General features: G+C 62.6%; 22 protein-coding genes. 13 read left to right on the forward strand and 9 right to left on the reverse strand.

Translation table 11 applies throughout. From position 1 onward, the window contains the following. Positions 1-14: 14 nt before the first annotated feature. Positions 15-1,220: a DNA-binding protein gene (locus SB822_RS05050; RefSeq protein WP_410854192.1), complete on the reverse strand. Its 1,206-nt coding sequence runs from the start codon at positions 1,218-1,220 to the stop codon at positions 15-17. Between the two features lie 1,951 nt (positions 1,221-3,171). On the opposite strand from SB822_RS05050, the gene SB822_RS05055 reads away from it, so the two are divergent. Beyond that, positions 3,172-4,527, forward strand: a complete 1,356-nt coding sequence (locus SB822_RS05055; protein ID WP_410854193.1) for a replication initiation protein — start codon at positions 3,172-3,174, stop codon at positions 4,525-4,527. Positions 4,528-4,582: 55 nt separating this feature from the next. On the opposite strand, the gene SB822_RS05060 is transcribed toward SB822_RS05055, so the two are convergent. Next, positions 4,583-5,647 (reverse strand): ParB/RepB/Spo0J family partition protein, encoded by a 1,065-nt coding sequence (locus tag SB822_RS05060; RefSeq protein ID WP_410854194.1) that lies wholly within the window; start codon positions 5,645-5,647, stop codon positions 4,583-4,585. A gap of 24 nt (positions 5,648-5,671) precedes the next feature. Then, complete coding sequence (gene parA, locus SB822_RS05065; RefSeq protein WP_007582903.1) at positions 5,672-6,334, reverse strand: ParA family partition ATPase; 663 nt, start codon at positions 6,332-6,334, stop codon at positions 5,672-5,674. 698 nt (positions 6,335-7,032) lie between these two features. Between parA and arsC the strand changes: the two genes are divergently transcribed. Further along, positions 7,033-7,404, forward strand: coding sequence for an arsenate reductase (glutaredoxin) (gene arsC / locus SB822_RS05070; protein ID WP_410854195.1), 372 nt, complete (start codon positions 7,033-7,035; stop codon positions 7,402-7,404). Positions 7,405-7,457: 53 nt separating this feature from the next. On the opposite strand, the gene SB822_RS05075 is transcribed toward arsC, so the two are convergent. Further along, positions 7,458-8,423: a sulfonate ABC transporter substrate-binding protein gene (locus tag SB822_RS05075; protein ID WP_086918290.1), complete on the reverse strand. Its 966-nt coding sequence runs from the start codon at positions 8,421-8,423 to the stop codon at positions 7,458-7,460. Between the two features lie 262 nt (positions 8,424-8,685). Between SB822_RS05075 and SB822_RS05080 the strand changes: the two genes are divergently transcribed. The 3 genes from SB822_RS05080 to SB822_RS05090 all read left to right on the forward strand — a co-directional run bounded on the left by SB822_RS05080 (position 8,686) and on the right by SB822_RS05090 (position 10,461). Further along, positions 8,686-8,976, forward strand: a complete 291-nt coding sequence (locus SB822_RS05080) for a DUF1272 domain-containing protein (RefSeq protein ID WP_079487575.1) — start codon at positions 8,686-8,688, stop codon at positions 8,974-8,976. A 254-nt stretch (positions 8,977-9,230) separates the two neighbouring features. After that, positions 9,231-9,362: a hypothetical protein gene (locus SB822_RS05085; RefSeq protein WP_007582908.1), complete on the forward strand. Its 132-nt coding sequence runs from the start codon at positions 9,231-9,233 to the stop codon at positions 9,360-9,362. A gap of 547 nt (positions 9,363-9,909) precedes the next feature. Next, complete coding sequence (locus SB822_RS05090; protein WP_007732874.1) at positions 9,910-10,461, forward strand: NADPH-dependent FMN reductase; 552 nt, start codon at positions 9,910-9,912, stop codon at positions 10,459-10,461. Positions 10,462-10,543: 82 nt separating this feature from the next. Here the strand turns inward: SB822_RS05090 and SB822_RS05095 are convergent, their stop codons facing one another. Together SB822_RS05095 and SB822_RS05100 are read right to left on the reverse strand one after the other, a co-directional pair. Next, positions 10,544-11,623, reverse strand: coding sequence for a hypothetical protein (locus tag SB822_RS05095; RefSeq protein ID WP_410854196.1), 1,080 nt, complete (start codon positions 11,621-11,623; stop codon positions 10,544-10,546). A 219-nt stretch (positions 11,624-11,842) separates the two neighbouring features. Then, positions 11,843-14,125, reverse strand: coding sequence for an ATP-binding protein (locus tag SB822_RS05100; RefSeq protein ID WP_410854197.1), 2,283 nt, complete (start codon positions 14,123-14,125; stop codon positions 11,843-11,845). Positions 14,126-14,849: 724 nt separating this feature from the next. Between SB822_RS05100 and SB822_RS05105 the strand changes: the two genes are divergently transcribed. Genes SB822_RS05105 through SB822_RS05115 form a run of 3 tightly spaced genes read left to right on the forward strand, consistent with a single transcriptional unit; the run spans position 14,850 to position 16,769 of the window. Next, positions 14,850-15,218, forward strand: coding sequence for a response regulator (locus SB822_RS05105; protein WP_007582914.1), 369 nt, complete (start codon positions 14,850-14,852; stop codon positions 15,216-15,218). Beyond that, on the forward strand, positions 15,211-15,834 hold the full coding sequence (locus tag SB822_RS05110; protein ID WP_007582916.1) for a chemotaxis protein CheC: 624 nt from the start codon (positions 15,211-15,213) through the stop codon (positions 15,832-15,834). The genes SB822_RS05105 and SB822_RS05110 overlap by 8 nt, the downstream gene beginning before the upstream one ends. After that, positions 15,831-16,769: a GGDEF domain-containing protein gene (locus SB822_RS05115; RefSeq protein WP_007582918.1), complete on the forward strand. Its 939-nt coding sequence runs from the start codon at positions 15,831-15,833 to the stop codon at positions 16,767-16,769. The genes SB822_RS05110 and SB822_RS05115 overlap by 4 nt, the downstream gene beginning before the upstream one ends. 57 nt (positions 16,770-16,826) lie before the next feature. Here SB822_RS05115 and SB822_RS05120 read toward each other — a convergent pair whose 3' ends face one another. Next, the gene (locus SB822_RS05120; RefSeq protein ID WP_079487571.1) at positions 16,827-17,249 is read right to left on the reverse strand and encodes a nuclear transport factor 2 family protein; all 423 of its coding nucleotides are present in this window, start codon (positions 17,247-17,249) and stop codon (positions 16,827-16,829) included. A 523-nt stretch (positions 17,250-17,772) separates the two neighbouring features. Between SB822_RS05120 and hpnD the strand changes: the two genes are divergently transcribed. The 5 genes from hpnD to SB822_RS05145 all read left to right on the forward strand — a co-directional run bounded on the left by hpnD (position 17,773) and on the right by SB822_RS05145 (position 23,275). Continuing rightward, positions 17,773-18,621, forward strand: coding sequence for a presqualene diphosphate synthase HpnD (gene hpnD / locus SB822_RS05125; protein ID WP_410854198.1), 849 nt, complete (start codon positions 17,773-17,775; stop codon positions 18,619-18,621). Beyond that, positions 18,621-19,907 carry a hydroxysqualene dehydroxylase HpnE gene (gene hpnE / locus SB822_RS05130; protein ID WP_410854199.1) on the forward strand — a complete coding sequence of 429 codons (1,287 nt, stop codon included), beginning with the start codon at positions 18,621-18,623 and terminating at the stop codon, positions 19,905-19,907. The genes hpnD and hpnE overlap by 1 nt, the downstream gene beginning before the upstream one ends. Then, a complete protein-coding gene (gene shc, locus SB822_RS05135) occupies positions 19,904-21,937 on the forward strand; it encodes a squalene--hopene cyclase (protein WP_410854200.1) in 2,034 nt (677 codons plus the stop codon). The genes hpnE and shc overlap by 4 nt, the downstream gene beginning before the upstream one ends. Then, on the forward strand, positions 21,937-22,650 hold the full coding sequence (locus tag SB822_RS05140; protein WP_410854201.1) for a phosphorylase: 714 nt from the start codon (positions 21,937-21,939) through the stop codon (positions 22,648-22,650). The genes shc and SB822_RS05140 overlap by 1 nt, the downstream gene beginning before the upstream one ends. 145 nt (positions 22,651-22,795) lie before the next feature. Continuing rightward, positions 22,796-23,275: an acyl-CoA thioesterase gene (locus tag SB822_RS05145; RefSeq protein ID WP_007732894.1), complete on the forward strand. Its 480-nt coding sequence runs from the start codon at positions 22,796-22,798 to the stop codon at positions 23,273-23,275. A gap of 111 nt (positions 23,276-23,386) precedes the next feature. Here SB822_RS05145 and SB822_RS05150 read toward each other — a convergent pair whose 3' ends face one another. Both SB822_RS05150 and SB822_RS05155 read right to left on the reverse strand, forming a co-directional pair. Continuing rightward, positions 23,387-24,352 carry a VacJ family lipoprotein gene (locus SB822_RS05150; RefSeq protein WP_410854202.1) on the reverse strand — a complete coding sequence of 322 codons (966 nt, stop codon included), beginning with the start codon at positions 24,350-24,352 and terminating at the stop codon, positions 23,387-23,389. Positions 24,353-24,362: 10 nt separating this feature from the next. Beyond that, the gene (locus SB822_RS05155) at positions 24,363-26,975 is read right to left on the reverse strand and encodes an MMPL family transporter (protein WP_086918283.1); all 2,613 of its coding nucleotides are present in this window, start codon (positions 26,973-26,975) and stop codon (positions 24,363-24,365) included. Positions 26,976-26,985: the final 10 nt, after the last annotated feature.

Here is a 26,985-nt window from a genome sequence, read left to right on the forward strand (position 1 = left end):
AACTCGTTTTGCGATCAGGTCAACGCCGAAGTTTGCGTCGTAGCCATAAAGCGTGTCACCGCCGCCAACCGCGAACCGCCCGTTCCCGACGAGTGCTCGCATTCAGGACAAAGGAGTTCATAGCGGTGATCGACCTGTGAAAGCTCCGGCTCACCTTCGGCGCATTTCGGACAGCGGGTCGGCACCGCAACGTGTCCATCGGCGGCCGTTCCGATCGACTCCAATTCCTGCGTGCTCAGCCTGCCGGCACTTGCCAGCTGACAGAGCAATTCCGCGACGGTAGGGTCGATGCCTTGCTGGGCGCGCAGCGCAGTCATCTGGCGCGTCAGCAGATCAAGTTCGTCCGATTGTTCGCGCCATTGCGCCTCCAACCTGTCACCGCGCGCCTTGGCAGCCGCTAGTTGCTGGATGAAATCAAATTCCTTCCGGCTCGCATCGCGCACCCCCGTCTGATACGTCGCCGCCATCGCACGCAAGGAGTCCAGTTCCACGAGCATTGGCTTGACGCGACGCTCGGCCTCGGCCACGGCATCCTTGATCTGTTGCGCGTAGTGCTCGGCGTTTTGCCGCATTTCGGCATGCAACCCATCGAGACGGTCGCGCAGGCCCGCGTTCGTCGACTGTTCGGTATCAAGACGCTTGTGCAACGATTCGTTCTCGGCTTCCAGTCGACGGACGGACGCCTTCAATCCTTCCTGATGTGCCGATCCGCTGGTGTTCACTGCGGCAAGTTGAGTCTCAAGAACACGGACGCGTTCCCAGGCGGCGTCGGCGCGTGCCTCGCTGCGCTGTATAGCTTCCTCAGAAATTTCTTTTCGAATTTTGCCTTCGTGAGAATCGCGCTCGGCCGCAGCGCGCAATGCATGGAGTTCCCGACGCTCGTCATCGAGCGACGCTTTTGCGTGTGACAGCGCATCTTCGAAAAGCGCACCCAATAGTTCGCCCGCTTTTTCTTCCAACGCTTTGGGAATCACGCCGGCGCCAACGCGCACGCGCGAGGCAGAGCGAATACGTTCCCAGAAACTGTCGATGTCTTTTGGGATGTCACTCGCACTGCCCGTTTGCGTCAGGTCACGCACCGCAGCCATGGACGGGCGAATGCCGAGGTCGAAGAAGAGGCGTTTGCAGGCATGAAGCGACAGTTCCTGGCGACGCGCCCCATTGGCACGCAGTGTATCGAGTTCTTTTCGGATGGCTTGGCGTTCTTCGTCCAGGTTCATGATTGTCTCTAAGCTACGTGAGTTCGACGAATCATAACAATTTACGTAGTGTTTGATACGTTTTTAGGCTTCGATGCGTCCTTCTCGCCACAGCCGGTCGGATCAAGCCAAATTCGTCGCGTCGGTATCAATGGCGCGGGTTGATCCGTGAAACAAATCGAAGAATACCTGCTAAGCCGTTGTTAATAAATATATTTACTTGCTGACAGGATGTTTTGGCACTGTTTCACGCACGAGGTGCGAGCGTTTTCGATGTTGGTATGGTGGTTTTCTGGGGATGCTCGCGGGGCCCGTTGTTGAGAGTAATAAAAGTAAACACCTTTGAACCTTAGTTAAAAACGTTAACGCCTGGCAGAAGCCTTACTGGATAAGGCGTAGCGCCTAGTCAGGTGAAGGTTTACGGGATGGATGGTGAGCGTCGGCAGGATAACGCAGTGATGGAGTTCAGGGACATGGGTGAGCAGGCTCGGGAAAGATCGTGAGTGGCTTCGGGAGCGCTCTGACGGCGGCTGCCGATCATAGGTGAAGGTTTTCGGGAGCCATCGGTCGATTGGGGCCCGTATACGCTGGCTGCTTCGATTTCGCACTCGCCGAAGCGTGGTGAGGGGATTCAGGAGAGGGAATTGAGGGTGATTTGGGTCGATTTTAAGAGCTCGAAGAGTGCTTGGTGAGCGCTCACGGGAGAAAACGGGAGTCGAAGGTGAGACTTTTCGGGGCCTGGAAGCCGTTTTGAGCCAATTTTTGACGCGCAATGCACAAAGGTGAGGCTTTACGGGAGAGCAGAGCGTTCTTCGTTTCTAGGACAGGAGAAGAAAAACGACGTTTGCAGCAACCCAGGTGCCAAAGGTGAGCGGATTCAGGATTCGCAAAATGCACGCATATCTTGCGCCAGAATTGCCACCGGAAGTCGAAAGGTGAGACGTTACGGGAGGAATTAGGTGCCCGTCGGAGCAAAAAGGTGAGGAAATGCGGGACTCGCCCAGCAAAAATCGCCGCGGCAGGCAGTGCCGGTGCGGCCCCATGCGAGTCGTCGATCACCGTGCGGTTTTACTTAGGTGAGGTTTTTCGGGAGAGCCGTTTGTCCAGTTTTTAGGCATCGTTTCATGTCGCGAGTAGCTAAAGGTGAGGCTTTTCAGGAGGCTACCGTCTTGCCTGCGGGCCAGACGGCCAAATAGGCATGAGCTAAGTGCCTAAATTGATTGGTTTTTTGTCGATTGTTGTCAAAAGGTGAGCGTATTCGGGGGCCGACGGACTGGTGCCGAGCGATCCATTCATTACGAGCGATCGCCGCTCAAGGTGAGAACATTCGGGAGCATTTTTCCGTCGACGATTTATCTATAGGGCGCGAAATCCCGCCAGACCTCAGCTTGCGCGATGCCAAAGGTGAGAATATTCGGGGATCAGTACTTGGGTCGTGGCCTGATGACCGATCGTCCGAGCTGCGATGCGGTGCTCGGATTTAACATTCCGCCTTCTGAGCACCTATTCTTGGCTGGTAAAGCGCTCCGCGTTGTGGATCAGGGCACGCAGATCCGACCGCGAGTTGAACCGCGCGACGTACATGTGTGGATCCTCTGTTCCTACAGCATCGAGGGCGTCGAGGGAAAGGCACGTCTTACAAGAGTGCGCGCGCGTTTGCCCGCGTTGTGTCCCGGTGAAGCTCGCGGCCCAAACCGGCGTCGCGGATTTGCGACGCTCGCAATGGTGAGGATCTTCAGGAAGTCATTCGCTAGCTTCTGGATCGGCCAGTTCGACGGCGTTTACGCATGGTCCGCGACCATCAACGCGGCCGGAAGAGGCTGATCGCTGTGAACGGTGAGGGTTTTCGGGACCCGCTCCTGGTGAGTCTGGCAGGTTAAGCTGGTTTCACCCAACGTAGGTGAGAGAGGTGGTGTAGACGCGCATCACCACAGCCGGTATGCTTTCGCAAAATCTCTTCCTGACTCGACGCATGGCCACGACGAAGCGCGCGAAAAAGACCGATGTGGTGAGCCCAAGCTCCGCCGAACTGCGCAAAGCCGTCGAGGCGATTGCCATTCAGCCCAAGAGCGGCAAGATCACGCTGCTCACACGCAAACTGTTCAATGTCCTGCTCACGGTTGCTCAGCAAGCGGACGAATCGGGCGACACCTATCGTGCGCTCCTGTCGGATATCGTCGCAAACTCGGCTTTCGATTCGAACGACACCGCCCTCGTCAAGGAGCACTTGCGTCGCATGGTCTCCGTGCAGGTCGAATGGAGCCAGGGAACGTCGAGCCAGAAGCCCGGCCGCAAATGGGGCATCTCCACGCTTATCGCCGACGCCGAAATTCTCGAAGATCCGACGACGCGTCGCGTCTGGGTCGAATTCTCGTTCGCGCCGAAGATCAAAAAGAAACTGCTTGATCCCGTGCAATACGCGCGGTTGAGCTTGCAGTTCCAAAGCCAGTTGCGCAGCAGCGCGGGCCTCGCGCTCTATGAAATCTGTGTGCGTTATCTGACCAATCCGAGCCATCTGACGATGCGTGAGGCGTGGGAATGGTGGCGGCCTATCCTGTCGGGTACGCCCGACACGGAAGCCGGCGATGAAGCCAAGCGCGAATACAAGTATTTCAAGCGCGACTACTTGCGCCCGGCGATCGCGGAAGTGAATGCCGTCACAAATATCTTCGTCGAACTCATCGAGCATCGTGAAGGTCGCCGGGTCGCCGAAATCCAGTTTCGGGTGACTGAGCGCAAGCAGCCGATGCTCGCGCTCGATGAGCATCCGAATGTTTTCGACAGCACGCTCGTCGATCGGATGGTGAAGATCGGCATTCCGCTCAAAGAGGCGCAAACGCTGTACGCCGATAGCGAGGAAAACCGGATTCGTGCGGCGCTGCAAATGACCGAGCAGCGGATGCGGAGCACCACGTTGCCGCCTGTGCGCAGCGCGCCGGCGCTGTTCAAGGACGCACTGAAGAAGGGCTATGCGCCGCCTGTCGATGCATTGCCGTCAGCGGCGGCTGGCAAAGGTGCGGCGGGTGGCGCGCCTGCCGACGATCCGAAGGCGAGACTCCTGGACGAGTACATGGCGCATCGGCGCAAGGAAGCGCAGGCGCTGTACCAGGAACAGGGCGAAGCGGAACGCGAGCTGGCTCGCCGTTCGTTCGAAGAGGATGAATTGCCGGGCCTCGGTGGCCACATGCGCGACGATTGGCGACGACGCGGCCTGGAATCGAAGCTGACGGAAACCGCATTCTTTGACTGGCTCGCGCGCAAGACCTGGGGCGAGCCGACGGATGGCGATTTGCTTTCGTTCACGTTGAGCCAATCGCGGGCCGCTTGATTCCTGCTTGATTCTGTGAAGCGCGCCATCGTTGGCGCGCTATTTCTTGCGTAACTTATTTCTGTTCCGACAGCATCTGCTCGATCTGTCGGAGAATTTCGTCGCGCTTATCACGCGTCAATCCCCGCAATTTCAGCTCGAGCCTGTCTTCTCCATATGACTTCAGGTCGCCGACCGATACCCCGGCTAGCTTGATATCGAGCCGCTGCGCGTAACGCTGGCGTCCTGCCGGCTTCGCGCTTTCCTGTGCCGTCGCCCTTCCCTTCACGATATCGGCGACCTGGCGCGTGCTCAGATCGTCGGAGAGGATCTTGTTGATAAGACGCAGCGTCGAATCCGTGCCGCGCGCCGAGTGATACCGGCCGACCTGATACGCCATATTCGAGCCGAAGCGATCCGGTCGCGCGACCATCTCCTGCATCACGGTCTCCGGCAGTTTCGCAATCGAGAGTGCCACGGCGATCGTCGATTCATCGAGACCGAGATGTTCAGCGAGTTCCTTCTGACTCTGAAAGTGTTTCTCGTCCAGGAAGCGTCGCCACACGATCGCGTTATCGAACACGGTCTGTGAATCGCGCTGGACGTTGAGGTCGTAGCCAAGTTTGTAGCTCTGAATGCCGATCGGGAGATCGATGACGATTGCCTTCACCGTCTCCTTATTCGCTTCTTTCAATGCCCGGACACGTCGGCCGCCATCGCTGACGAAATAGCTTCCCGGATTGTCGTAGTCGGGAATGACGTGAATGGCTTGCTGCTGTCCTTGCTTCGCGAGGTTGACCGCGAGCTCGGCAATCGACGACTTCAGATAGAAATACCGTGGGTTGAACGGACTCGGCTTGATCGCCTTCAGCGGAAGCTCAACGATCTGTCCGGCGCGATAGCTGTGCTCGGCTCGCCACGCGCGGTATTCAAGCGATTCGTTCGCGAATTCGGTGGGCTCCGCTTCGCTCGGCGAAGTTGGCGCTACAGCGGGGCTCTTGAATGCGGCAATGTTCGTGTTCTTCGCTGCGTTTTGCACCAGCCCGTCGATCGCGTTCAGCCGATCGAGCGCCGTGCGCTTTTCGCTGCTGGTCGTATCGGGACGTGCCTGGAAGCCTTTGGCGAATTGGGATGGTTTCATTCAAGTACCTTTATGCGCATAAATTCAGGGGAGCAGGGCGGCGATCTCGTCAGCGCAGGCGCGAACTTCGAGAGCGGCCAGCTTCGCGCCCCGATCGTTCATCTGCAAGACTGTCTGACCAAGCGCCATCGCCTGTTTATAGGCCTCGCGCGTGGGGATCTGGGTGCGCAGGAGCGGGAAGCCAAGTTCTTCCAACGCTCGCTTCAACTCACGCGTCAGCATTCGCTTCTCTTCGGTCTTATTGAGGAGAAAGACGGCACGGAGGTCTTCGTTCATGACCTGTGCCTGCTGGACCAGCTTGACGAGACCCACGCTCGACCAGTAATCCGCTGGCGACGAGGACGTCGGCATCACGGCGACCGTTGCGGCGAGAAGGACCACGCCGGAGACCTTTTCCGTGATCGACGGCGGGCAGTCGACGACGATCAGGTCGTAGTCCGCAACGAACTTCTTGATCTCGCGATGGATCTGCGAGCCCGCCTCGGAGAGATTGACGACGGGGAATGGAATGCCGGACTCACTATCCGAAGATGCGCTCGCCCAGTGAATGAGGGTGTTTTGACCATCGGCGTCGACGACGAGGACGCGCTTGCCTCTTTCATGGAAGGCTGCGCCGAGGTGCATCGCAATCGTGCTCTTACCGACTCCGCCTTTCTGCTGTGTCACTGCGATGATTTCTGCTGCCAATGTTCACCTCCTCTTTTTGGACGCCGCTGAATTTTACCTTGGCGTTTTTCTAATTCAAACATTTTTGGTTACTTGCAACAGTTATAAGCCGTTTGACGTGGCTTTATGCGCATAAAGCCGAAGCGCGGAATGGTGAATGCGGGCGGCGTCGCAGGAGACTGTGCGGTTTTTGCCGACCACCGGTCATCGCGGTTCAGTCGATATGAAGGGAGCGTCGCGTAACAGGTTCGCGCAAGCGATCAACCACGGAGTCTTTGGCAGACCGTGGAACGGCTGCTAACTACGGGCAGCAGCGTGCCCGAAACGACTGTGGGTTTATGCGCATAAACCTGGTTGAGCACCAGCCGCCCGCCGACTGGATATGACGCACTGCTACCGCCGTACGGCACAGGCATGTCGAAGTTATGCGCATAAACTCGACCGGGTAATGAGAGGTGTGGCGGTGGAAGCGCCGCCCAAGCGGCTTTGGGCGCCCATCGGCATTACTCCCCACGCCGCAGGCGTATTCATGAAGGCCCCTGATGGCGAAGATCAGAGCTGCTTTGACTGAACAGCCCATACAAGCGGCGCAGCGCCTAGAACCCGTCCTCAAGCGCAAGCCGCAATCATTGGCCGCCAGTTGAGCGACAACCGCCACGCCAGACAAACGCAGCAGCTAGAATCCTCAACCTCACCCTTTCACTTCCCGCATAACGCCCATGATCACCGTCTACCACAACCCGCGCTGCTCGAAATCCCGTGGCGCATGTGAACTCATTCGCGACGTCTACAACCCGTCGAACGAACCAGTGGAGGTGGTCGAGTACCTTCGAACGCCACTGTCCGTGGCGCAGTTGAAGGAACTGAATCGAATGTTGGGGTGCCCCGTTCGCGAGATGATTCGAGATTCAGAAGCCATCTATAAAGAACTGGGCCTGGCTGACGCCTCGTTGACCGACGATCAGTTATACGAAGCGATCGCTGCGAATCCGATCCTGCTTCAACGTCCGATCGTCGTTCGCAATGGACGCGCCGTGATCGGACGGCCGCCCGAGAACGTCAAAGCTCTGTTTCCCGATCTGGCCAAGTAACGTGACGCGCGCGACGACGGGAATCCGCATCGCGCGCAGGCATTAGATGGACACTACGCTTTCACGCCGAGAACCGCTTCCTTCGTGACGATCTTCGTCGGGATGATGCGAAGCTCAGTGAACGCATCGGCAATCCTCTGCTGCTCGGCGAGCACGCCTGCATCGATGGGCTTGTAGACGTGCGCATAGTGTCGCAAGCTCGCTTCGACCACGCTGGCGTCGAGTCCCTGAATCGGTGCGAGTTGTGCAGCCGCTTCCGCGTAGTGATCGCGGACCCAGACGCCCTCTTTGCCAGCCTCGGCAACAACGGCATCGATCAGTTCAGCGTTTTGCTGAGCAAACGGGCGCGCGCTGAGGAAGAACTGGTGATGGCTGACGATGCCCGCACCGTCGGTCAACAGTCTCGCATTCGACTGGCGCTTTGCAGCTTCGAGAAACGGATCCCAGACTGCCCACGCATCGATTGCGCCGCGCTCGAATGCGGCGCGCGCGTCAGCGGGCGGCAAGAACACAGTTTGAATATCGGTGTATTTCACACCTGCTTTCTGAAGCGCGGCGACCAGGAACCAGTGCACATCGGAACCCTTGTTCAACGCCACCCGTTTTCCCTTCAGATCCGCAACGGATTGAATCGGCGCATCGCGATGGACGAGAATGCCTTCGGCTTGCGGCGTCGGGATTTCGTACGCGGTGTACACGAAGTTGGCGCCAGCAGCTTGCGCGATGACAGGCGGCGCCTCTCCGACATAGCCGAAATCGATCGAACCGACGTTGAGTCCTTCCAGCAATTGCGGGCCTGCCGGAAATTCCGTCCACTTCACTCCGACACCCAGCGGCGCGAAGCGCTTTTCAAGCGTCCCATGTGCTTTCAGCAACACAAGCGTACTTGCGGCCTTTTGATAACCGATACGGATTTCTTTTGCGCGCGTCTGCGCGAATACGGGCAAAGCGGTCGACGCGAGGAGTGCGCCGGCTCCCGCCAGGAATGCGCGGCGTGTGAACGTGGAGTGTTGAGACATATACGGATTCGATGTAGCAAATACGGTCGCAACAGGGACCGATTGCGCTCAACGATAAGCCGATGACGGATCTCCGCGAACCGATAAATTCGCATAAGCAAATCACACCGAGTCTGCGGCGTAGTTCGGTTCATCCTGCGTGGCAGGAATTGACGCCGCGCTGACACATTTGCCGAATCCGGCTTCCATAAACTTCAACCATTCACCGCTCCCCCAACGGGGCGGAACGAACGCCAAATCTCGTCGATTCTGGAGACAGGACATGCTCGAACTAAGACTGTCATGCGAAGGTTGTGGCAAGGCACTGCCACCTGACTCGAAAGACGCAATGATCTGCAGTTTCGAATGTACGTTTTGCGAAGCCTGCGCGCTGACCGCGCTGCGCAATGTGTGTCCGAACTGTGGTGGAAATTTCCAACATCGGCCGATTCGTCCCGTGGCAATGCTGGAGAAACATCCCGCGTCGTCTGCACGTCATCCTGTCAGCGTGGACGAGGTCGCACACGGTGCATACCTGGCGCGTTATCGCGAGATCCCTCCATCAGCGCGTTAGGCGGCTGAAAGGCCACTGCAATACGCAATTGATTGTTGCCGATCTTGAAAGACGCGAAACGGATCGAATTCGTCCGCCGGCGAACCTGCACGGGGTCTACATCCCTACTCCGCCACCTGAGCAGCTCGTGATTACTACAGCCGATGAAAAAATCTCTTGGCAATCCGGCTATTCCTGGACGTGCGCTCCGTGGATATTCTCCGCCTCAACGATCGCGACGCGATCGCATCAACGCTGAGAATCCAGGAGTCACCATGAAACGCCTTCTTTCCGCCCTCGTTGCATCCATTGCGCTTTTGGCCGGTGCGACCGGGGTTGCCCATGCCGACAGCAACCCGAAGTGCGAAGGTCCCGCCTCGTATTGCAACGTGTTCTTCGGCAACTAAGTTCGTAATTGCAGTCGGTCACAAGGAAAGGGCGCCCCAGAGCGCCCTTTCTTATATGTGACCCGCGCGATCAGACCTTTCCACCTCCATCGAGCCCGCTGCGCGTCCGCCAGACCTGCTTCCCGCGCTCGGAAAGTTCGCCGCGCTGTGTGTTTCATCCGCTTGCGTGCCTTCGACGGACATCTCGCCGCCCGGCTGTTCAAGCGCGCGGCTTCTGCTCCTTGCGCGAGCACGACGCCCAGCACTTCGAAATCGCTATCGACCGGCTCAACGCAAAGCTGTAACCGCAAGTGAAGTTGCGCGCCGTTTGTTGCGTATGGCGACAGCCCGACGACGCGCTTGATTGATAAGGCAAAGATTCGACCTATCCACAGGGTTATCCAGAAAATCTGTGGATAACTTTTGCGTACCCCGGTTTATCCACTGCAGGTAACAAAAACGTCATATCAAGGGCACTAACGCCGTGTTTCGGGACGCCCGATCGGCCGCTATGATTGACAGGCCGCATCCCCTTTTGCGCGTTTCGCGCCAACCGAGGAAGGAACACATGGCCTATCAAATTGCAGTGGTCGTCGGCAGCTTGCGCCGCGACTCGACCAATCGCCAGCTGGCAAAGGCGTTGATCTCACTTGCGCCTTCAGACTTTTCTTTCGAGTTTCTCGACGTCGGTTCTCTCCCGCTCTACAGCCAGGACTACGACCACGATTTCCCAGAAGTCGCGCGTCACTTTAAGCAGCAGATCCATGCTGCCAACGGGCTGCTGTTCGTCACGCCCGAATACAACCGCTCGATGCCCGGCGTATTGAAGAACGCGCTCGACTGGGGTTCACGCCCTTGGGGCCATAGCGTCTGGGGCGGCAAGCCCGGCGCCGTGATCGGCACATCGCCGGGTGCGACGGGCACGGCGCTCGCGCAACAGCATCTGCGCAACGTGCTGGCGTATCTCGACGTGCAGACGCTTGGTCAACCGGAGATGTTCATCAAGCATACGGCTGGCCAGATCGATGAGAACGGCGACATCGCGAGCGACGACACGCGCAAGTTCCTGCAGAAGTTCGTCGATCGATATGTTGACTGGGTGAAGCGGCACGTAGGCTGAACGCGCCTCGTCTACACATACAGCGGCGCCCGATCAAGGGCGCCGCATTATTTCCGGTCCTTTGCCAGTCGAATCGCGAAGACTAGTGATGGTGATGCCCCGTCACGCGATCCCACCCATGCTGCACGGCGGACTTGAAACGCTCCCAGCTACCTACAGCCTTGTCGCGCTCCCAATCCTCCCGCACTTCCGGCTCGACCTCGTCCCACGATCTGTCCTGATAGCGGATTTCGCGAGCCATCGTCGCGCCGTAGTGATAGGCCGGAACGTACTCGTCATAGCGCAATCCTTCGTGCGCGTATTCCGCGTCATAGTGGGTGCGGAAATCCTCTTCGTATTCGAGATATTCATCCGGCACCTGTTGGGGCATCGCTTGCGCGGGCGCGGCGGTGTCGGGCGTCATCACGGCGCCTGAGCCGGCGATGCCCGCTGACGCGATCGCCGCGGCCGCGGGCGTATCGTCCTGATGCACGGCCGGCCGGTTGGTGGCCGTGGGCACACCGTAGTCGGGATACTGGGCCGGCTCGCCAGGGAGCGTCGTCAAGGGTTCCGGCGGCGGTACATCTGCCCGCATCACCGCTCCGGCGCCCGGCGCGCTCGCGGCGGCGAGCGCCTGTGCGGACGGTTCGTCGACGGGCGGCACGCCATGCATTGCGTCCATGCGCGCACGGTTGCGCGCTTCTTCCTCAGCGAGCAGCGCGTCGCTCGACGGCCGCGCCGCCGTCGGCGTTACGGCCCGCTTGCCAATACCCAACTCGTCGAGCACCGAGTGCTCGCGTCGCGTCTCGGCTGCGGGCATCGCGGCATCGGGCGCCCGCTCGCTTACTTCGATCGCTCCGAGCTTGCTCAACGAAGTGCGCGCGAGTTCCGCATGCGACTCGCTCGCGGCGTTGACAGCCACGAGCACTGCGCCGCGTCGAACCGCATCCGTGTAGCGCTCGGCTTCAGGGGCGGTCGGGCCGGAGGTCGCGAACAGGCTCGACAGGAATCGTTCGATGTTGGCGATCACGCCGGGAGACTCCTCGGCGGCTGCGTCGGCGGGCGTGTCGGGGTGCGCCTGCAGATCGATGTCGGTGGACGCGAAGCCGGTCTGCACAAGCATGTTGCGCGCGCTTTCGGCCTGCGCGTAGGTGGCGAAAAGACCAATCACGGTGTGTCGCATGTCTGTCTCCGTCGGCTTTATGGGTGGATGCGGCGATGCACCACTGCATCCTCTGTGACGGTATACGCGCAACCTTCATGCCGGGCTTCGCGAGCGCGGGTCGACGGGAACTGTCAGAAGAGACAGGCGACAGCGGGAAGCCGTCGCCCGCGGCAAGCGCGCCCGTCGCATGGCGCGCTTTTTACAAATATAGTCGGTAATCCCCGGCAGAACGGCCGCTCAACTGGCGGGGTGAGTCGGCGTATGCGCGAGATCGCGCTGGAGCGTCTGCAGGAATTTGTCGAGCAGCGCGATATCGAACGGCTTCGACAGCACGCGCACATCGACGTGGCGCGCGCGCTCCAGCTCTTCCGCATAGCCAGTGACGAGAATCACCGGGAGCCTGGTCTCGAAAGCTTGCACGCGTTCAGCGAGGTCGATGCCGTTCAGCGTGCCGGGCATATGGATGTCGGAAATCACGAGGTCGAAGGGCAAGGGCTCGCCCGTTTCCTTTTGCCTCGCGTGCGCGGCGTCGAAGCGTTCCATCGCCGCGTCGGCGTTGAACACGCAGGTGACGTCGTGGCCCATCATCTGCAGCAACGCTTCCGTACCTGCCGCGACTTCGTCGTTGTCCTCGACGAGCAGAATGCGCAGGCCATGCGGCGCGCCCGCCTCTTCCGCGATGGGCTCGGCAGGCCGCTCGACTTCGGGCGCCTGCGTCGCGCGCGGCAGATAGAGCCGCACCGACGTACCCGCGCCGATCGCGCTGTCGATCGCGGCCAGCCCGCCCGAGCGCTCGCAGAACGCGAACACCTGGGGCAGGCCGAGACCCGTGCCCATGCCTTTCGGCTTGGTCGTGAAAAGCGGTTCGAACGCGCGCGACAGTATCTCCGGCGGCATCCCGACGCCCGTATCTTCCAGCGACAATTGCACGAACGCGCCCGTGATCGGAAAGCCGTCTTCGTGACGGAAGCTCACGTTGTTCGCGCGCACCGTAAAGCGGCCGCCATTCGGCATCGCATCGCGGGCGTTGACGGCGACGTTAATCAGCGCGAGCTCGAGTTCGGCGACGTCGACCTGCATCGGCCACACGCCCGTGCCGACGTCCATCACCAGCGCGACCTTCGCGCCAAGCGACGCGCGCAGCAGATCGCGGCAGCCCGGCAGCCAGCGTTCGACGTCGAGCGTCTCGTTGCGCAAGGGCTGCTTGCGCGCCACGCCGAGCAATTGCCGCGTGAGCGACTGGCCGCTCTTGAGCGCGCGCTCGACGGCGGACAGCTCGCGGTCGAACGCCGCCGCGCCGCGCCGCCGCACGATCTGCACATTGGCCGAGACGATCATCAGCAGGTTGTTGAAGTCGTGCGCGACGCTGCCGACCAGATTGCCGAGCGCTTCCATCTTGCGTGACTGCCGGTAGGCCGATTCGATCGAGCGACGCATCGACGCTTCCGCCTGCCAGCGCTCCCACGCTTCCTCTTCCGCGCCGAGGCGCCTGAGCGACAGCCAGATCACGCACCACAGCACGATGGACGGCACGAAGGTCGACAGGATGAGCACGCTCAGATGGCGATACCACGCTGCCCAGATCGCGGACGTCCGATAGCCGACTGTCACATACACGGGATACGAGCCGACGCGGCGAAACGCGACGATCAGCTTCTCGCCGTCGAGCGCCGAGCGCACCCGCACGACGCCCGCGCGCCGGCCTTCGGCGAGCGCGTCGGTGTACGCGTTGTGGCGGATGGGCTCTTCCGCCTTCAACGGCATGCCGACGGGATAGCGCGCGAGGACGGCGGCATCGGAGCGCGTCAGCGCCATCGTCATCGGCGAGTCGTTGCCGCCCAGCAGCTCTCGATAGAACGCAGCGAAGTAGCTGGGCCGCAGCGCCACCGACACCACGCCCGCGAACCCGCCGTCCTCGCCGCGCCGCGCGACGCCCGTGTTGAACACGATTTCGCCCGCGACATGCCCGACCATCACCTTCGACACATGTTCGAGCACCTGGCCGTCGCGAATGCCGACAAAATCCTCGCGATGATCGATCGACACGGCCGGCGCCGGATAGAAACGGCTGCTGGCGAGCAGCGTGCCGTCATGCCCGAAGATCGAGACAGCCGCGACCTGCGGATAGCCGCCGCCCATCGTCTGCAGCTTTTCGTGGATCGCGGCTTCGCCTTCGCGTATGCCGTCGTCGTCGAGTCCCTGCACCAGATCGACGATGCGCGCGTTGAGCGCCTCGTTCATGTCGAACACTTTCAACGCGTGCTCTTCGGCGACGCGCACGGTGCGCAGCGTGAGATCGGTGGCGTCGGCCTCGCGCGTGCGCAGGTCGCTGAACGCCATCGCCGCCACGAACACGCACGGCACCACGACGGCCGCCACCAGCAGCGCGATCAGCGTCATGCGGCGGACGGCAAAGTTCTGCTCGGGTACGGCGGGAAAAAGCGCTTCGTCGGGCCGCGTGCCGGTGGCACGTTCGTCCGGGGCATTCGCGTCGGCGGAATCGGGCCGGTCAGCAGTCATGGCGCAAGCCGCGCGCGCGGCCGATTGAAAAGGTGTGTGTTCTCATCATAGGTTCAGTGGACCATCCGCTCGCGCGCAATGCAACCAAGCAGACGCCGCGGCCGCGCCTGCAGGGCCCGGACGCTTTAGTCATACGAGTTCGCGAATCAGCGACGAATCCGGAAGCGCAAACGTACACAAAAGTATAAAGACGATCTTTTATCTGACGAATGCTTACGTTTCGACTCGAATCTGACTCAAACGAGTTAAATTCGTTCGACGAATGCATTCTGGCGAGTTGCCTTTCCGCCAATTTGATTCGAAAATTGCGCACAGACAAATAATCAGCCCGCCATGATCGGGCGAATTTCGCGCGAGGGACCGGGCATTGCATGCCATGCAAGACCGGGCAGACCCTCGTGTAGACCAGCGGGGCACCACGGAGCCATGAACGCCGTCTTGCCGCCGCAGCACTATCTACGGGGTAGGCTTCGAAAATGCCGGTCATTGCCGTTGTCCATTGCGTGCACGCTGCAGCGACCGCACGCCGCGCGCGCAGCACCTGCCGTCGGGTGTGCCTGTCGCCGCGCCACGTGGGGTCGGCATCGCTCGTGCTGGCCGCTTCGGGTTCCCGCTTGGTCGCTGCCGCAGAGGCTGCGTCGCGCAACTGCGCGAGCGGCCACTCAAGTTCGCCCATGCAGCGCCGTTAACACGCAAGAACCCACTCCGTTTCCAGCCCGCCGCCATGCCTTTGCCCATTGTGATCGCCGATGACTCGCTGCTTGCCCGCAAGGTGCTCACGAAAGCATTGCCGCAGGACTGGGACGTCGACATTACCTACGCGTCCAACGGACGCGAAGCGCTCGAGCATTATCGCAAGGGGCGCGCATCGGTGATGTTTCTTGACCTGACGATGCCTGACATGACGGGCTATCAGGTTCTGGAGGCCCTGCAGCACGAGGACCTGAATACCTTCGTGATCGTCGTGTCCGCCGATGTCCAGCCGATGGCAAGGGAACGCGTGCGCACGCTCGGCGCGGTCGCATTCGTCCCCAAGCCCGTGACCACCGAGGCGGTGCTTCCCATCCTCAAGGAGTACGGGTTGTATGTCTGAGCCAGTCCTCAACGAAGATCAGCGCGACGCGCTGCAAGAGGTCGCCAATCTGGCGATGGGCCAGGCCGCGACGCGCCTCGCCCTGCTGCTGGATGCGTTCATCGAACTGTCCGTGCCGCGCGTGCGCGTGGTCGCTGTGCGCGAGGCCGCGTCGGCGCTGCGCGAGATGACGGGCATCAACGAGCCCGTGAGCGCCGTGCGACAAGGCTTTCGCTCGGACATCAAGGGCGAGGCGCTGGTGATCTGCCGCAGCGGCAGCATCGAGCAGTTGTGCTCGCTGGTGAGCGACCCGTATGCGAAGTCCGCGTATGAGGCGACCACCCAGGAAGAGCTGGTGTTCGACGTCGCGAACATCCTGACGGGCGCGTGCGTGTCGTGCATTCTCGACCAGCTTGGGCGCATGCCCGTGTTCTCGCAGCCGGGCCTGCTCGGCTCGGCGATGTCGCTCGACGACGTGTTCCAGCCGAACGTGCTGGCCTGGGAAGTCGCGCTGCTGGTCGAAGTGAATTTTGCGTTAGAGGATCAGAGTTTCCGCGCCCACCTCGTGATGCTGATGGCGGAAGATTCGATCCGTCATCTCAGTTCCGCGCTGGACGCGCTGCTTTCCAGCATATGAATGCCCCGCTTCCCACGCTGAGCGATCTGGTCGTCGAACGGGTCGGCTTCGGCATTTTCGTGCTCGACCGTCAGATGAACGTGCTGATGTGGAATCGCTTCATGCACGATCACAGCGGCCTGTCAGCGCAACAGGTGGTCGGCAGATCGATTTTCGCGAGCTTTCCGGAACTGCCGCGCGTGTGGCTCACGCGCAAGCTCGAAAGCGTGTTCCAGCTCGGCAGCTTCGCGTTCAGTTCGTGGGAGCAGCGCCCCTATCTGTTCAAGTTCGATCACGACCGGCCGATCACGGGCGGCGTCGATTTCATGCAGCAGGACTGCACGTTCATGCCGATCATGCGCGATCGCGAGGTCGAGGCCGTTTGCGTGACGGTCTCCGACGTGACGCACGTGAGCATCATGCAGCGCGAGCGCGAAGAGGCCGTGGCGAAACTGCAGGAATACGCGGACCGCGATGGACTGACGGGCATCGCGAACCGGCGTTACTTCGAAGCGCGTCTGCGCGACGAGTACACGCGCTGGCAGCGTTACGGCGGCGAACTGTCGATCCTGCTGTTCGATCTGGATCACTTCAAGAAGATCAACGACCAGTTCGGTCACGTGGTCGGCGATACCGTGCTGCGCGATATGGCGCAGCGCGTGTCGCACGTCGTGCGCGCGCAGGATACGTTCGGGCGCTTCGGCGGCGAGGAGTTTGCGCTGCTGCTGCCGTGCACGCCGCTGGAAGACGCGATGCTGGTCGCGGAGAAAATCCGCAATACGATTGGCGACACGCCGGTTGACGTGCAAGGCGTCGATGTGCCCGTGACGGCGAGTGTCGGCGGTGCGTCCGCGCGGGCGGGCGTGCCTGCCTACGAGGCGCTCATCAACGAGGCGGATGCGGCGCTGTACAGCGCGAAGCGGCAGGGACGCAACCGGTCGGTTGCGTTTATCTGAAGGGGTGTCTGGGCTATTTGCCGGCAAGCGGGCGTCGGCCCGCTGCGGCGAATCGATTTACTTGCGGCTCATCCACGAGCCGACGACGCGCCACTGGCCGTCGTGGCGCGCGAAGTCGTCCTTGAAGGCGAACACGGCTTGCTGGCCGTCCGGGGCCATGAAGCGGTTCTCGCCGGTCACCACGGCCTGATCGCCGTCGACATGAACGTTCACGTACTGCAGCGTCTGCGTCGAACCTGACGGCACCGGCGATGCGTTCAGCACGTCGCTTTTCGAGCGCGCCATACCGGATGGCGTGATTTCACGGTACGAGTCGTCGAGCAGCAGTTTCAGCGTATCGCGATCGTGATGCATGCTCGCCTGGACCCAGGCTTCTTCCATCTGACGGATCACAGCTTCGTCGTTTTCGGCGGCGAAGGCCGGCGTCGCGAGTGCAAAAGCGGCGAGAACGGGAGCGACAAACAGCATATACAGTTTCATCTTTTTTCCTTGATACGATTTAAATCAATAATCCGATTCAATGATTTTTAAAGCGACAAATTAGAATGCGATCCGTGTGACTTTTAAAATTGGAGCGACAAATATTTTTATTTCGCACGATTAATGTGAATGGTTCAAAGGCATGCTGTGGGCGCCGCACATGGTTATCTGCCATCCCGCTTCGTTTCGTTGCGGGATTAAATGTAGTCTGTATTTAAATTGAGGTATCTCGGATAACTCTTAATTTGAGATAGCATTTCGAGATGTTTTGAATGCCTGTGCGTAGACAAATCTGTGTTTTTTGTTGCCGTTACACTTCGCTCTTCGGCGAGGCAAATCGACGGCGCGCGCCGCAGCGGCTTCCGCCGTTCCTGCGTCCGCTATGAAAGGTTGGTATACTTTTGCCCGTTTTCCGGTCTTTTCGGCCGGCGTTTCGCGCGTGTCCGCGCGCGCGGGCGGCTTGCCCTGCGGGTAGGCATGACTTCTTGATCGCCCCTTCGGGGGTGTCTCAGCGGAGATCGTCTTGGCCGTTTCCAATCTCGTCGTGGACGACACACAAACTGACGCAGCTGCCGCCAGTTCAGGCAGCTCGTTTTATCTCGCGATGCGCATCTTGCCGCCCGCGCAGCGCGAGGCGATGTACCAGGTCTACGCTTTCTGCCGCGCCGTCGACGACATCGCCGACAGCGACCTGCCGCGCGCCGAGCGCGACGCGGGTCTCGAGCGCTGGCGGGCGGACATCGACGCGTGCTACGCCGGCTCGCCGCGCGCGTCGCTGCTCGAGCTGACCCGGCACATCCACACGTTTCATCTGCAGCGCGAAGACTTCCACGCGATGATCGACGGCATGGCGATGGATGCCGCCGCCGACATCTGCGCGCCCGACGAAGCCACGCTCGACCTGTACTGCGATCGTGTCGCGAGCGCAGCGGGTCGGCTATCGGTGAGGATATTCGGGATGGAGGAGCAGCCGGGCGTCGAGCTGTCGCACCATCTGGGCCGCGCGCTGCAACTGACGAACATCCTGCGCGACATCGACGAAGACGCGGAGATCAACCGCTGCTATCTGCCGTACGAGCTGCTGGCGCGCGAAGGCATCGCGGCGACGAATCCGCTCACGATCGCCGACGATCCGTCGCTGCCGCGCGTCTGCGCGACGCTCGCGGAGCGTGCGAAGCAGCACTTCGCCGCCGCCGACGCGATCATGGACGTGCAGCCGCGCGCGCAGGTCAAGGCGCCGCGCATCATGTCGGGCGTCTATCGCCTGCTGCTCGAGCGCACGCTGGAACGCGGCTTCGACATTCCGCGCACGAAAGTCAGCAAGCCGAAGCTGCGGATGCTGGCGATCGTGGCGCGCTACGCTTTCTTTTGATGCGAAAGCTGGTTCACGTGATCGGTGCCGGGCTGGCCGGTCTTGCCGCCGCCGTGCAACTGCAACGGCGCGGCGCGCAGGTCGTGCTGTACGAGGCGGCCGAACAGGCGGGCGGCCGCTGCCGCACGTACTACGACCGCACGCTGGCCGCGACCGTCGATAGCGGCAACCATCTGGTGCTGTCCGGCCAGCAGGCCACGTTGAACTACGTGCGCGCGATCGGATCCGCCGACGAACTCGTCGGGCCGACGCAGCCCGAATACCCGTTCGTCGATCTGGCGACGAACCAGCGCTGGACCGTGCGCATGTCACCGGGACGGCTTCCGGCGTGGATTTTCGAGGCCGGCGCGCGCGTGCCGGACACGCAATGGACGGATTACCTGTCCGTCGTGCCGCTGCTGCTGGCAAAGCCCGGCCGCACCGTCGCGAAGTCGATGCGCAGCAACGGCCCGCTGTGGGACCGCATGCTGGGTCCGCTCCTGCTGGCCTTGACGAACATCGAACCGCGTCAGGCGACGGCCGAACTGGTGGGCGCGGTGTTGCGCGACACGCTCGCGGCGGGCGGCCCTTCGAGCCGGCCGCTCATCGCGCGCAACGGCCTGGGGTCCGCGTTCGTCGAACCGGCGCTGCGGCTGTTGCAGCATGGCGGCGCGGCGATCCGGCTAGGCGCGCGGATCGAGGCGCTGGAGTTTGCCGATAGCCCGGACAGCCGCGTTGCCGCGCTGCGTCTGGACGGCGGGGAACGCGTCGAAATCGGCGCGAGCGAAGCCGTCGTGCTGGCCGTGACGCCCGATGTCACGCAGGCGCTGGTGCCCGGCGTGCAGGCGCCGCGCCGCTTTTCGGCCATCGTGACGGCGAATTTCGCGGTCGAGCCGCCGCTCGGCCACCCGCCGCTGATGGGGCTCGTCAACGCGAGCGCGAGCTGGCTGATTGCGTCGGACGGACGCCTGTCGGTGACGGTCTACGACGCGGCGAACCGTGCAGCGAACCTCGCCGACATGCCGCGCGACGAACTCGCGCGCAAGCTATGGGCCGACGTCGCGCAAGTGACAGGCTTGTCGGCCGATCTGCCACTGAAGTGGCAACTGAGCGTCGAGCCGCGCGCGACTTTTGCCGCGCACCCCGACGACGAGATGCGCCGCCCGGCCACACGCACTCGCTGGAACAACCTGATGCTCGCGGGCGACTGGACGGCAACCGGTCTGCCGCCGGGCATCGAAGGCGCGATTCGCTCCGGCCAGAAGGCCGCGGATACGCTATTGAACGAACCGATGGAACGCCGATGAACGATTTATCCATGACCCAGACGCTGGGCGACGCACTGCCTCAAACGCTGATCGACGACCACGCTCCCGTGGCCGCCGCGCTGGCGACAGGCGCCGCGTCCGTCGACGCGCTCGACGCTGCCGTCACGCGCGCGACGGACGCCATCCTCGCCGCGCAGCAGGACGACGGCCACTGGGTCTACGAACTCGAAGCCGACGCGACGATTCCTGCCGAATACGTGCTGCTCGTCCATTACCTGGGCGAAACGCCCAACGTCGAGCTGGAACAGAAGATCGCGCGCTACCTGCGCCGCATCCAGCTGCCCGGCGGCGGCTGGCCGCTCTTCACCGACGGCGCAATGGACGTCAGCGCGAGCGTGAAGGCGTACTTCGCGCTGAAGATGATCGGCGATTCCGTCGACGCCGAGCACATGGTCCGCGCGCGCGAGGCGATTCTCGCGAATGGCGGCGCGGAAGCGGCGAACGTGTTCACGCGCATCCTGCTCGCGCTATTCGGCGTCGTGACGTGGTACGCCGTGCCGATGATGCCCGTCGAAATCATGCTGTTGCCCAAGTGGTTCCCCTTCCACCTGTCGAAGGTGTCGTACTGGGCGCGCACCGTGATCGTCCCGCTGCTCGTGCTGAACGCGAAGCGGCCGGTCGCGCGCAATCCGCTTGGCGTGCGCATCGACGAGCTGTTCCGCGGCGCGCCCGTCACGACGGGCCTGCTGCCGCGCTCGGGCCACCAGAGCAAGAGCTGGTTCGCGTTTTTCCGCGCTGTCGACGGCGTGCTGCGCGTGACGGACGGCCTGTTCCCGAAGCGCTCGCGCGAACGCGCGATCAAGGCGGCCGTCGATTTCGTCGATGAGCGCCTGAACGGCGAAGACGGCCTCGGCGCAATTTTCCCGGCGATGGCGAACTCCGTGATGATGTACGACGTGCTCGGCTACCCCGCCGATCACCCGAAGCGCGCGATCGCCCGCCAGTCGATCGACAAGCTGCTCGTCATCCACGAAGACGAAGCGTATTGCCAGCCGTGCCTGTCGCCTGTCTGGGATACGTCGCTCGCGGCGCATGCGCTGCTCGAAACGGGCGACACGCGCGCCGAGGAAGCCGCCGAGCGCGGCCTCGCATGGCTGCGTCCGCTGCAGATTCTCGATGTGCGCGGCGACTGGATTTCGCGCCGTCCCGACGTGCGTCCGGGCGGCTGGGCGTTCCAGTACAACAACGCGCATTACCCCGACGTCGACGATACGGCTGTGGTCGCGCTGGCGATGCATCGTTCGGCGGCGCTGACGCAATCGGACGTCGACGCGAACGCGATTGCGCGCGCCCGCGAATGGGTGGTCGGCATGCAGAGCAGCGACGGCGGCTGGGGCGCGTTCGAGCCGGAAAACACGCAGTACTACCTGAACAACATTCCGTTCTCCGATCACGGCGCCTTGCTCGATCCGCCTACCGCCGACGTGTCCGGCCGCTGCCTGTCGATGCTCGCGCAACTCGGCGAAATGCCCGCGACGAGCGAGCCGGCGCGCCGAGCCTACGACTATCTGCTGAAAGAGCAGGAAGACGACGGCAGCTGGTACGGCCGCTGGGGCATGAACTACATCTACGGCACGTGGACGGCGCTGTGCGCGCTGAACGCCGCGGGCATCTCGCATGACGACGCGCGCATCAAGCGCGCCGCGCAGTGGCTCGTGTCGATCCAGAACGCCGACGGCGGCTGGGGCGAAGACGGCACCAGCTACAAGCTCGACTATCGCGGCTACGAAAAGGCGGCGAGCATTCCGTCGCAGGCGGCATGGGCGCTGCTAGGGCTGATGGCGGTCGGCTATGTCGACCATCCCGCCGTCGCGCGCGGCATCGAATACCTGAAGAGCGAGCAGCGCGATCACGGCCTGTGGGACGAAACGCGCTTCTCGGCAACGGGCTTCCCGCGCGTGTTTTATCTGCGCTATCACGGGTATCGCAAGTTCTTCCCGCTGTGGGCGCTTGCACGCTATCGCAACCTGACGCGCGCGGGTCAGAAGCGCGTCGCCTTCGGCTTGTGATGGCAGCCCGGCCTGATCTGATGAATGCCAAGCTGCCCGTCATCGCCGTGACGGGCATGGCGTTCGAAGCGCGAATCGCGCGTGGCAAGGGCGTCGAAGCGGTGTACGCGGCGCGCGCCGATCTGCTCGAGCGCGCGCTGAACGAGGCGATCGCGCGCGGTTGCGCGGGCATCATCAGCTTCGGGACGGCAGGCGGACTGGCACCCGATCTCGCGCCCGGCACCTTGATCGTCGCGAGCAGCGTGCATAGCCCGCTCGGCGTCGTCGAGACCGATCTGCGCTGGGCGGGACGCATCGCTACCGCGCTCGGTGCGGCGCCGCTGGCGTCGAAGCTGCGGCGCGGGCCGATCGCGGGCGTGACCGCGCCGCTCGTCGGCGCTGCCGACAAGGCGGCGCTGCACGCATCGACGGGTGCGCTCGCCGTCGACATGGAATCTCACCTTGCGGGCGCGATCGCGGAGGCGAACGGCCTGCCGTTCGTTGTCTGCCGGGCGATCGTCGATCCGGCGTGGCGCACGCTGCCGTCCGCCGCGACGGCCGGTCTGCGCGACGACGGCACGACGGCCATCGGTCCCATCCTGCGCGAACTGGCGCGCCAGCCGTCTCAACTCGGCGGACTGCTGCAAGTCGCCGCCGACGCCCGCGCGGCGCGCGCTTCCCTCGTCGCTGCGCGTCAGGTACTGGAGCGCTCGGGCGCGCTCCTCTGCATTTAAGCCGGGCGCGCCGGCAACGCGGATAGCGAAATAGTGTGTTGGTCTTGAAGACCTAGGGAAAACCCTTATCTCTGGTATAGTGGTAGGTGTTAACCCTAGGTCGCGCGAAGAAGCGCGACCGCGCTATTTCCAAAGAGGGACCGCAATGAATTTCCACACACGCAAATGGGTCAAGCCCGAAGATCTGAACCCCAACGGCACGCTGTTCGGCGGCAGCCTGCTGCGCTGGATCGATGAAGAAGCCGCCATCTACGCAATCTGTCAGCTCGACAACCAGCGCGTCGTGACCAAGTTCATGTCGGAGATCAACTTCGTCAGCTCGGCGCGTCAGGGCGACATCATCGAACTGGGCATGAAGGCAACCCACTTCGGCACGACGTCGATCACGCTGCGGGCGGAAGTGCGCAACAAGATCACGCGCAAGAGCATTCTGACGGTCGAAAAGATGGTGTTCGTGAATCTGGACGCGAACGGCAATCCGGCGCCGCACGGCCGCACGAAGATCCGTTATTCGGATGAAGCGTTCGAGCGATACAGCGAGAGCCTGCGCGCCATGCAGCAGCCGGCCGTGCTGGCTTCGGAAAGCACGGAAGACGTCGATCAGGAAGCGGACACAGCGCATTAACGCATCGCGGGCGACGGCCTCAGCGGCCCTGAAAAGCCCCCGGAAAGACAAAGCCCCGGCTGGTCGGATGACCAAGCCGGGGCTTTTGCTTTGTGCACCGGTAAGGACGCTTTACTGCGAAGCGGGAGCGGGCGTTCCCGTGGCAGGCGCACCCGAAGGCGCGGCTCCCTCACCTGGATTTTCGTACTTCGGCGCGCTGTCGTCGTTGGTCGGCGCGCGCTTCGCGCCGCCCGCGCCCGACGCGCCTTCCGCCGGCGCGGCCTGGCCCGGCTCGGCGGAGTTGGGCAAGCCGAGCGGCGCCGCGCCCGGCACGGTGGTCGGCGCCGTGCCCGAAGCACCCGAAGGCGCCTGCGCGCCCGAATCGTCGTCATCGCCGTAGTCCGGCAGCGCCGACGCCGGCGCGTTCGCGCCGCGCAGCAACGACTTGCGCTGCTGCGTATAGGCGTCGCGTACGAACGAGTACTTGTCGAGGGCAGCCTGTTCGAGCAGCGTCGTCGCGCCGAGCAGGTCGGAACGCACGCTCATGAACTGCACGAAGTACAGCGGATACTTGTACTCCGGGCCCATGTAGGAAATCGGATTCGCGCGGAAATCGACCAGATAGCCAACGCCGTCACGGAACGAACTCGGGCCGAACAGCGGCAGCACCAGATACGGACCCGACGGCACGCCCCAGCGGCCGAGCGTCAGGCCAAAGTCCTCCTTGTGCTTCGGCAGGCCGGCGGGTGTCGCGAAGTCGATCAGGCCGCCCAGACCGAACGTCGAGTTCATCGCGAAGCGCATCAGGCTTTCGGTTGCGTCCTTGATGTGCAACTGAAGCAGGCTGTTCGCGAAGTTGTCGAGATCGCCGAGGTTCGAGAAGAAGTTGCTGATCGCCTGACGCAGCGGCTGCGGCGTGACCTTCTGATAGCCCTTCGCAATCGGCACGGCGACCGTGCGGTCGAGCGCGTCGTTGAAATTGAAAATCGCGCGGTTCATCGGCTCGAGCGGATCCCCGGGCTTCCGGTCGGGTCCCGTTGCACACCCCGTTGCAAGACTCGCGGCGGCCAATGCCAGCGCGGCTGTTCGCATCTTCATGCGGCTATCCTTAATGTTTCTTCGATGCGCGTCGAACGCGCGGTTTGCCCATCAATACCGGTTGAAATACCACAGCGCCAATCAGCGTGCAGACGAGGGACAGCGCCAGCAGACGCCCCATGCTCGACGTGCCCGGATGATGCGACAGCCACAGGCTGCCGAACGCCGTAGCGGTGGTCGCCGCGCTGAACAGCACGGCGTGTGTGAGGCTGGATTGCAGTAGGCCCGTTTGCCCTCTGCGCCACGCCATCACAAAGTAGATCTTGAACGCGACGCCCACGCCGAGCATCAGCGGCAAGGCGATGATATTCGCGAAATTAAGCGGCATGTTGAAGACGACGCACAACTCCAGCGTGACGACGGCCGACACCAGCAACGGCACGAGCGTGCGCAGCACGTCGCCGAACCGGCGCAGCGTGAGCCAGAGCAGGGCGCTGATCGACAGGATGGCCCACGCGCCCGCCTGCACGAACGACTTGATGATCACGTTCGCCGAATGGAGGATCGAGATCGGCCCGCCGATCGCGCCCGGTTCCGCTGCCTTCACGGCTCGCGCGAAGTTGCGCAGCATCACGTCGTCACCGGGATCGGTGCCGGGCGGCACCTTCGGCGAAATCTCGACGAGCGCCTGACCTGTTTTCGATACCCAGCTGTCGGCGATGTCCTTCGGCACGTTTTCGCGGGTGATTTCCGACGGTTGCAGCAGGGTTGCCAGCTGCTTCAGCGAAATCTTCAGCGGTACCGACATCGCGCGCTCGGCGCGGTCGCGCGTCGAGACGTCCGCGCTCGCGAGCTTGGCCAGCGTGTCCGACAAGTGTTTGGCTTCCGCGGCGCCGGGGCCGGGGTGGTCGTCGGCGGCGAGCGACAGCTGGGCCGACGTGCGCTTCAGTGCGGCGACGCGCACGGCGTCGGTGGCGGGCGGCGCGGGCGTCTGCGTGAGCGCCGGCAGCAGTTGCTGCGCCGCGGCGGCAATCAGCGCGAGCTTTTGCGGCTGGTCGGTGGGAATGAAGGTGGAGAGCGTCGTCGTGCGGCCCACTTCCGGTAGCTTCGACAGCCGCGCTGCGATTCTGTCCGCATCCGCCAGCGACGGCGCTAGCGCCCGCACGTTGTTGACGGCCACCTCGGGCGCGTCGTTCAACGAGATCAGCGTCGCCATCGACTCGGTATTCGGGTCCTTCAGATGCAACGGATTGAAGTCGAAGCGCAGATGCAACAGCAACGGCGACGCGCCGATGATCAGCACCGCCGTCGCGATCAGCACAGGCGTGCGGTTGCGGTCGAGGAAGTCGTCGACGGGGGCGAGGAACGTGAAACCCGGCGATTCGGCTTCGCCCGCCGGATTGAAGACCTTGATGAGCGCGGGCAGCAGCGTCATGTTGGTCAGATACGCGACGAACATGCCGACGCCCGCGATCTTGCCCAGCTCCGAGACGCCGCGATACGCGGTCGGCAGGAACGAGAAGAAGCTCTCGGCGACGGCCACGGCGGCGAGCGTCAACGGCACGCCGATGCTGTATGCCGTATGGATCAGCGCCGCGGCGAGCCGGTCGTCGCGATTGCGTTCTTCGCGGTACTTCACGCCGAACTGCACGCCGAAGTCGACGCCAAGCCCGACGAACAGCACCATGAACGCGACGGAAATCATGTTCAGTGCATCGACCAACATCAGGCCGAGCGCCGCCGTAATCACGAGGCCGACGAACAGCGTGATGAACACGGCGATGATCAGCCGCCCCGAGCGCAGCGCGAGCCACAGAATGCCGAGCACGACGAAGAACGTGATGATGCCGTTGATCTCCGCGCCGTCCTGCACCGAGGCGAATTCATCGTCCGCGAGCGGCTGTTCGCCCGTCAGACGGATGCGCGCGCCATATTGCGAGTCGAGATCGAGCGATGCCGCCGTCTTGCGAACCTCTTCTGACGCCCGTGCGCCCGCCTGCAGCGCCGCATAGTCCAGCTTCGGCTGCACGACGACGAACGCGCGCGCCGGCACCTTCGCGGCATCCTTGTCGACGAGCGCGCGCCACGAGAAGACGGCGGGCTCGTTGGCCAGCACATGATCGATCACGGTTGCGCTGCGCGACAGCAGGTTGCTCATGTCGCCGAGCTTTACCTGGCCGATCTGCAGCGGCAGCAGCAGCGTCGTGTTCAGCGTGCCGGCGAGGCCCGTCAGACTCGGATCATGCGCGAGCGAGTTGATGAGCGGGCGCGCCTTGGCCAGTTGCGACGTGGTGGATTGCACGTCGGCCAGTGACGGGAACAGCAAGCCTTCCTTTTCGAAGAACGGCCCGCTGCCCGGCTGCATGACGGAACTGAATTCCTTCGTGTTCTTTTGCAGTTCAGTGGCCAGCGTGTTCGCGGCGGCATCCGCGTATTCGGGCGCGCCGGCCTCGACGACCACCAGCAAGGTCTGCCCGCGATCGGGGAAGGCCTTGTCGATTTGCTGTTCGAGCGCTGTCCATTTCGCATCGTTTTCGACGAGGCGACTGATGTCGGTATTGATCTTGAAGTGATGAACGACGTAAATGGCGCTCAGCACGGCGAGCACGAGCGACAGCCCGATGACCTGCAGCGGACGGCGCACCGACCAGACAACGAGACGAACGATAGATGACTTCAGCATGTACGCGAGC

Origin of the sequence: Paraburkholderia sp. SIMBA_054 (genome assembly GCF_046534875.1) — a bacterium.
GTDB classification, from domain to species: Bacteria; Pseudomonadota; Gammaproteobacteria; order Burkholderiales; family Burkholderiaceae; genus Paraburkholderia; species Paraburkholderia hospita.

Bases quoted from the DNA above. Each gene is read 5' to 3' on its own strand.
- SB822_RS05050 (WP_410854192.1), bottom strand. From the start codon at position 1,220: ATGAACCTGGACGAAGAACGCCAAGCCATCCGAAAAGAACTCGATACA.
- SB822_RS05055 (WP_410854193.1), top strand. From the start codon at position 3,172: ATGGCCACGACGAAGCGCGCGAAAAAGACCGATGTGGTGAGCCCAAGC.
- SB822_RS05060 (WP_410854194.1), bottom strand. From the start codon at position 5,647: ATGAAACCATCCCAATTCGCCAAAGGCTTCCAGGCACGTCCCGATACG.
- arsC (WP_410854195.1), top strand. From the start codon at position 7,033: ATGATCACCGTCTACCACAACCCGCGCTGCTCGAAATCCCGTGGCGCA.
- SB822_RS05075 (WP_086918290.1), bottom strand. From the start codon at position 8,423: ATGTCTCAACACTCCACGTTCACACGCCGCGCATTCCTGGCGGGAGCC.
- SB822_RS05080 (WP_079487575.1), top strand. From the start codon at position 8,686: ATGCTCGAACTAAGACTGTCATGCGAAGGTTGTGGCAAGGCACTGCCA.
- SB822_RS05085 (WP_007582908.1), top strand. From the start codon at position 9,231: ATGAAACGCCTTCTTTCCGCCCTCGTTGCATCCATTGCGCTTTTGGCC.
- SB822_RS05090 (WP_007732874.1), top strand. From the start codon at position 9,910: ATGGCCTATCAAATTGCAGTGGTCGTCGGCAGCTTGCGCCGCGACTCG.
- SB822_RS05095 (WP_410854196.1), bottom strand. From the start codon at position 11,623: ATGCGACACACCGTGATTGGTCTTTTCGCCACCTACGCGCAGGCCGAA.
- SB822_RS05100 (WP_410854197.1), bottom strand. From the start codon at position 14,125: ATGACTGCTGACCGGCCCGATTCCGCCGACGCGAATGCCCCGGACGAA.
- SB822_RS05105 (WP_007582914.1), top strand. From the start codon at position 14,850: ATGCCTTTGCCCATTGTGATCGCCGATGACTCGCTGCTTGCCCGCAAG.
- SB822_RS05110 (WP_007582916.1), top strand. From the start codon at position 15,211: ATGTCTGAGCCAGTCCTCAACGAAGATCAGCGCGACGCGCTGCAAGAG.
- SB822_RS05115 (WP_007582918.1), top strand. From the start codon at position 15,831: ATGAATGCCCCGCTTCCCACGCTGAGCGATCTGGTCGTCGAACGGGTC.
- SB822_RS05120 (WP_079487571.1), bottom strand. From the start codon at position 17,249: ATGAAACTGTATATGCTGTTTGTCGCTCCCGTTCTCGCCGCTTTTGCA.
- hpnE (WP_410854199.1), top strand. From the start codon at position 18,621: ATGCGAAAGCTGGTTCACGTGATCGGTGCCGGGCTGGCCGGTCTTGCC.
- shc (WP_410854200.1), top strand. From the start codon at position 19,904: ATGAACGATTTATCCATGACCCAGACGCTGGGCGACGCACTGCCTCAA.
- SB822_RS05140 (WP_410854201.1), top strand. From the start codon at position 21,937: ATGGCAGCCCGGCCTGATCTGATGAATGCCAAGCTGCCCGTCATCGCC.
- SB822_RS05145 (WP_007732894.1), top strand. From the start codon at position 22,796: ATGAATTTCCACACACGCAAATGGGTCAAGCCCGAAGATCTGAACCCC.
- SB822_RS05150 (WP_410854202.1), bottom strand. From the start codon at position 24,352: ATGAAGATGCGAACAGCCGCGCTGGCATTGGCCGCCGCGAGTCTTGCA.
- SB822_RS05155 (WP_086918283.1), bottom strand. From the start codon at position 26,975: ATGCTGAAGTCATCTATCGTTCGTCTCGTTGTCTGGTCGGTGCGCCGT.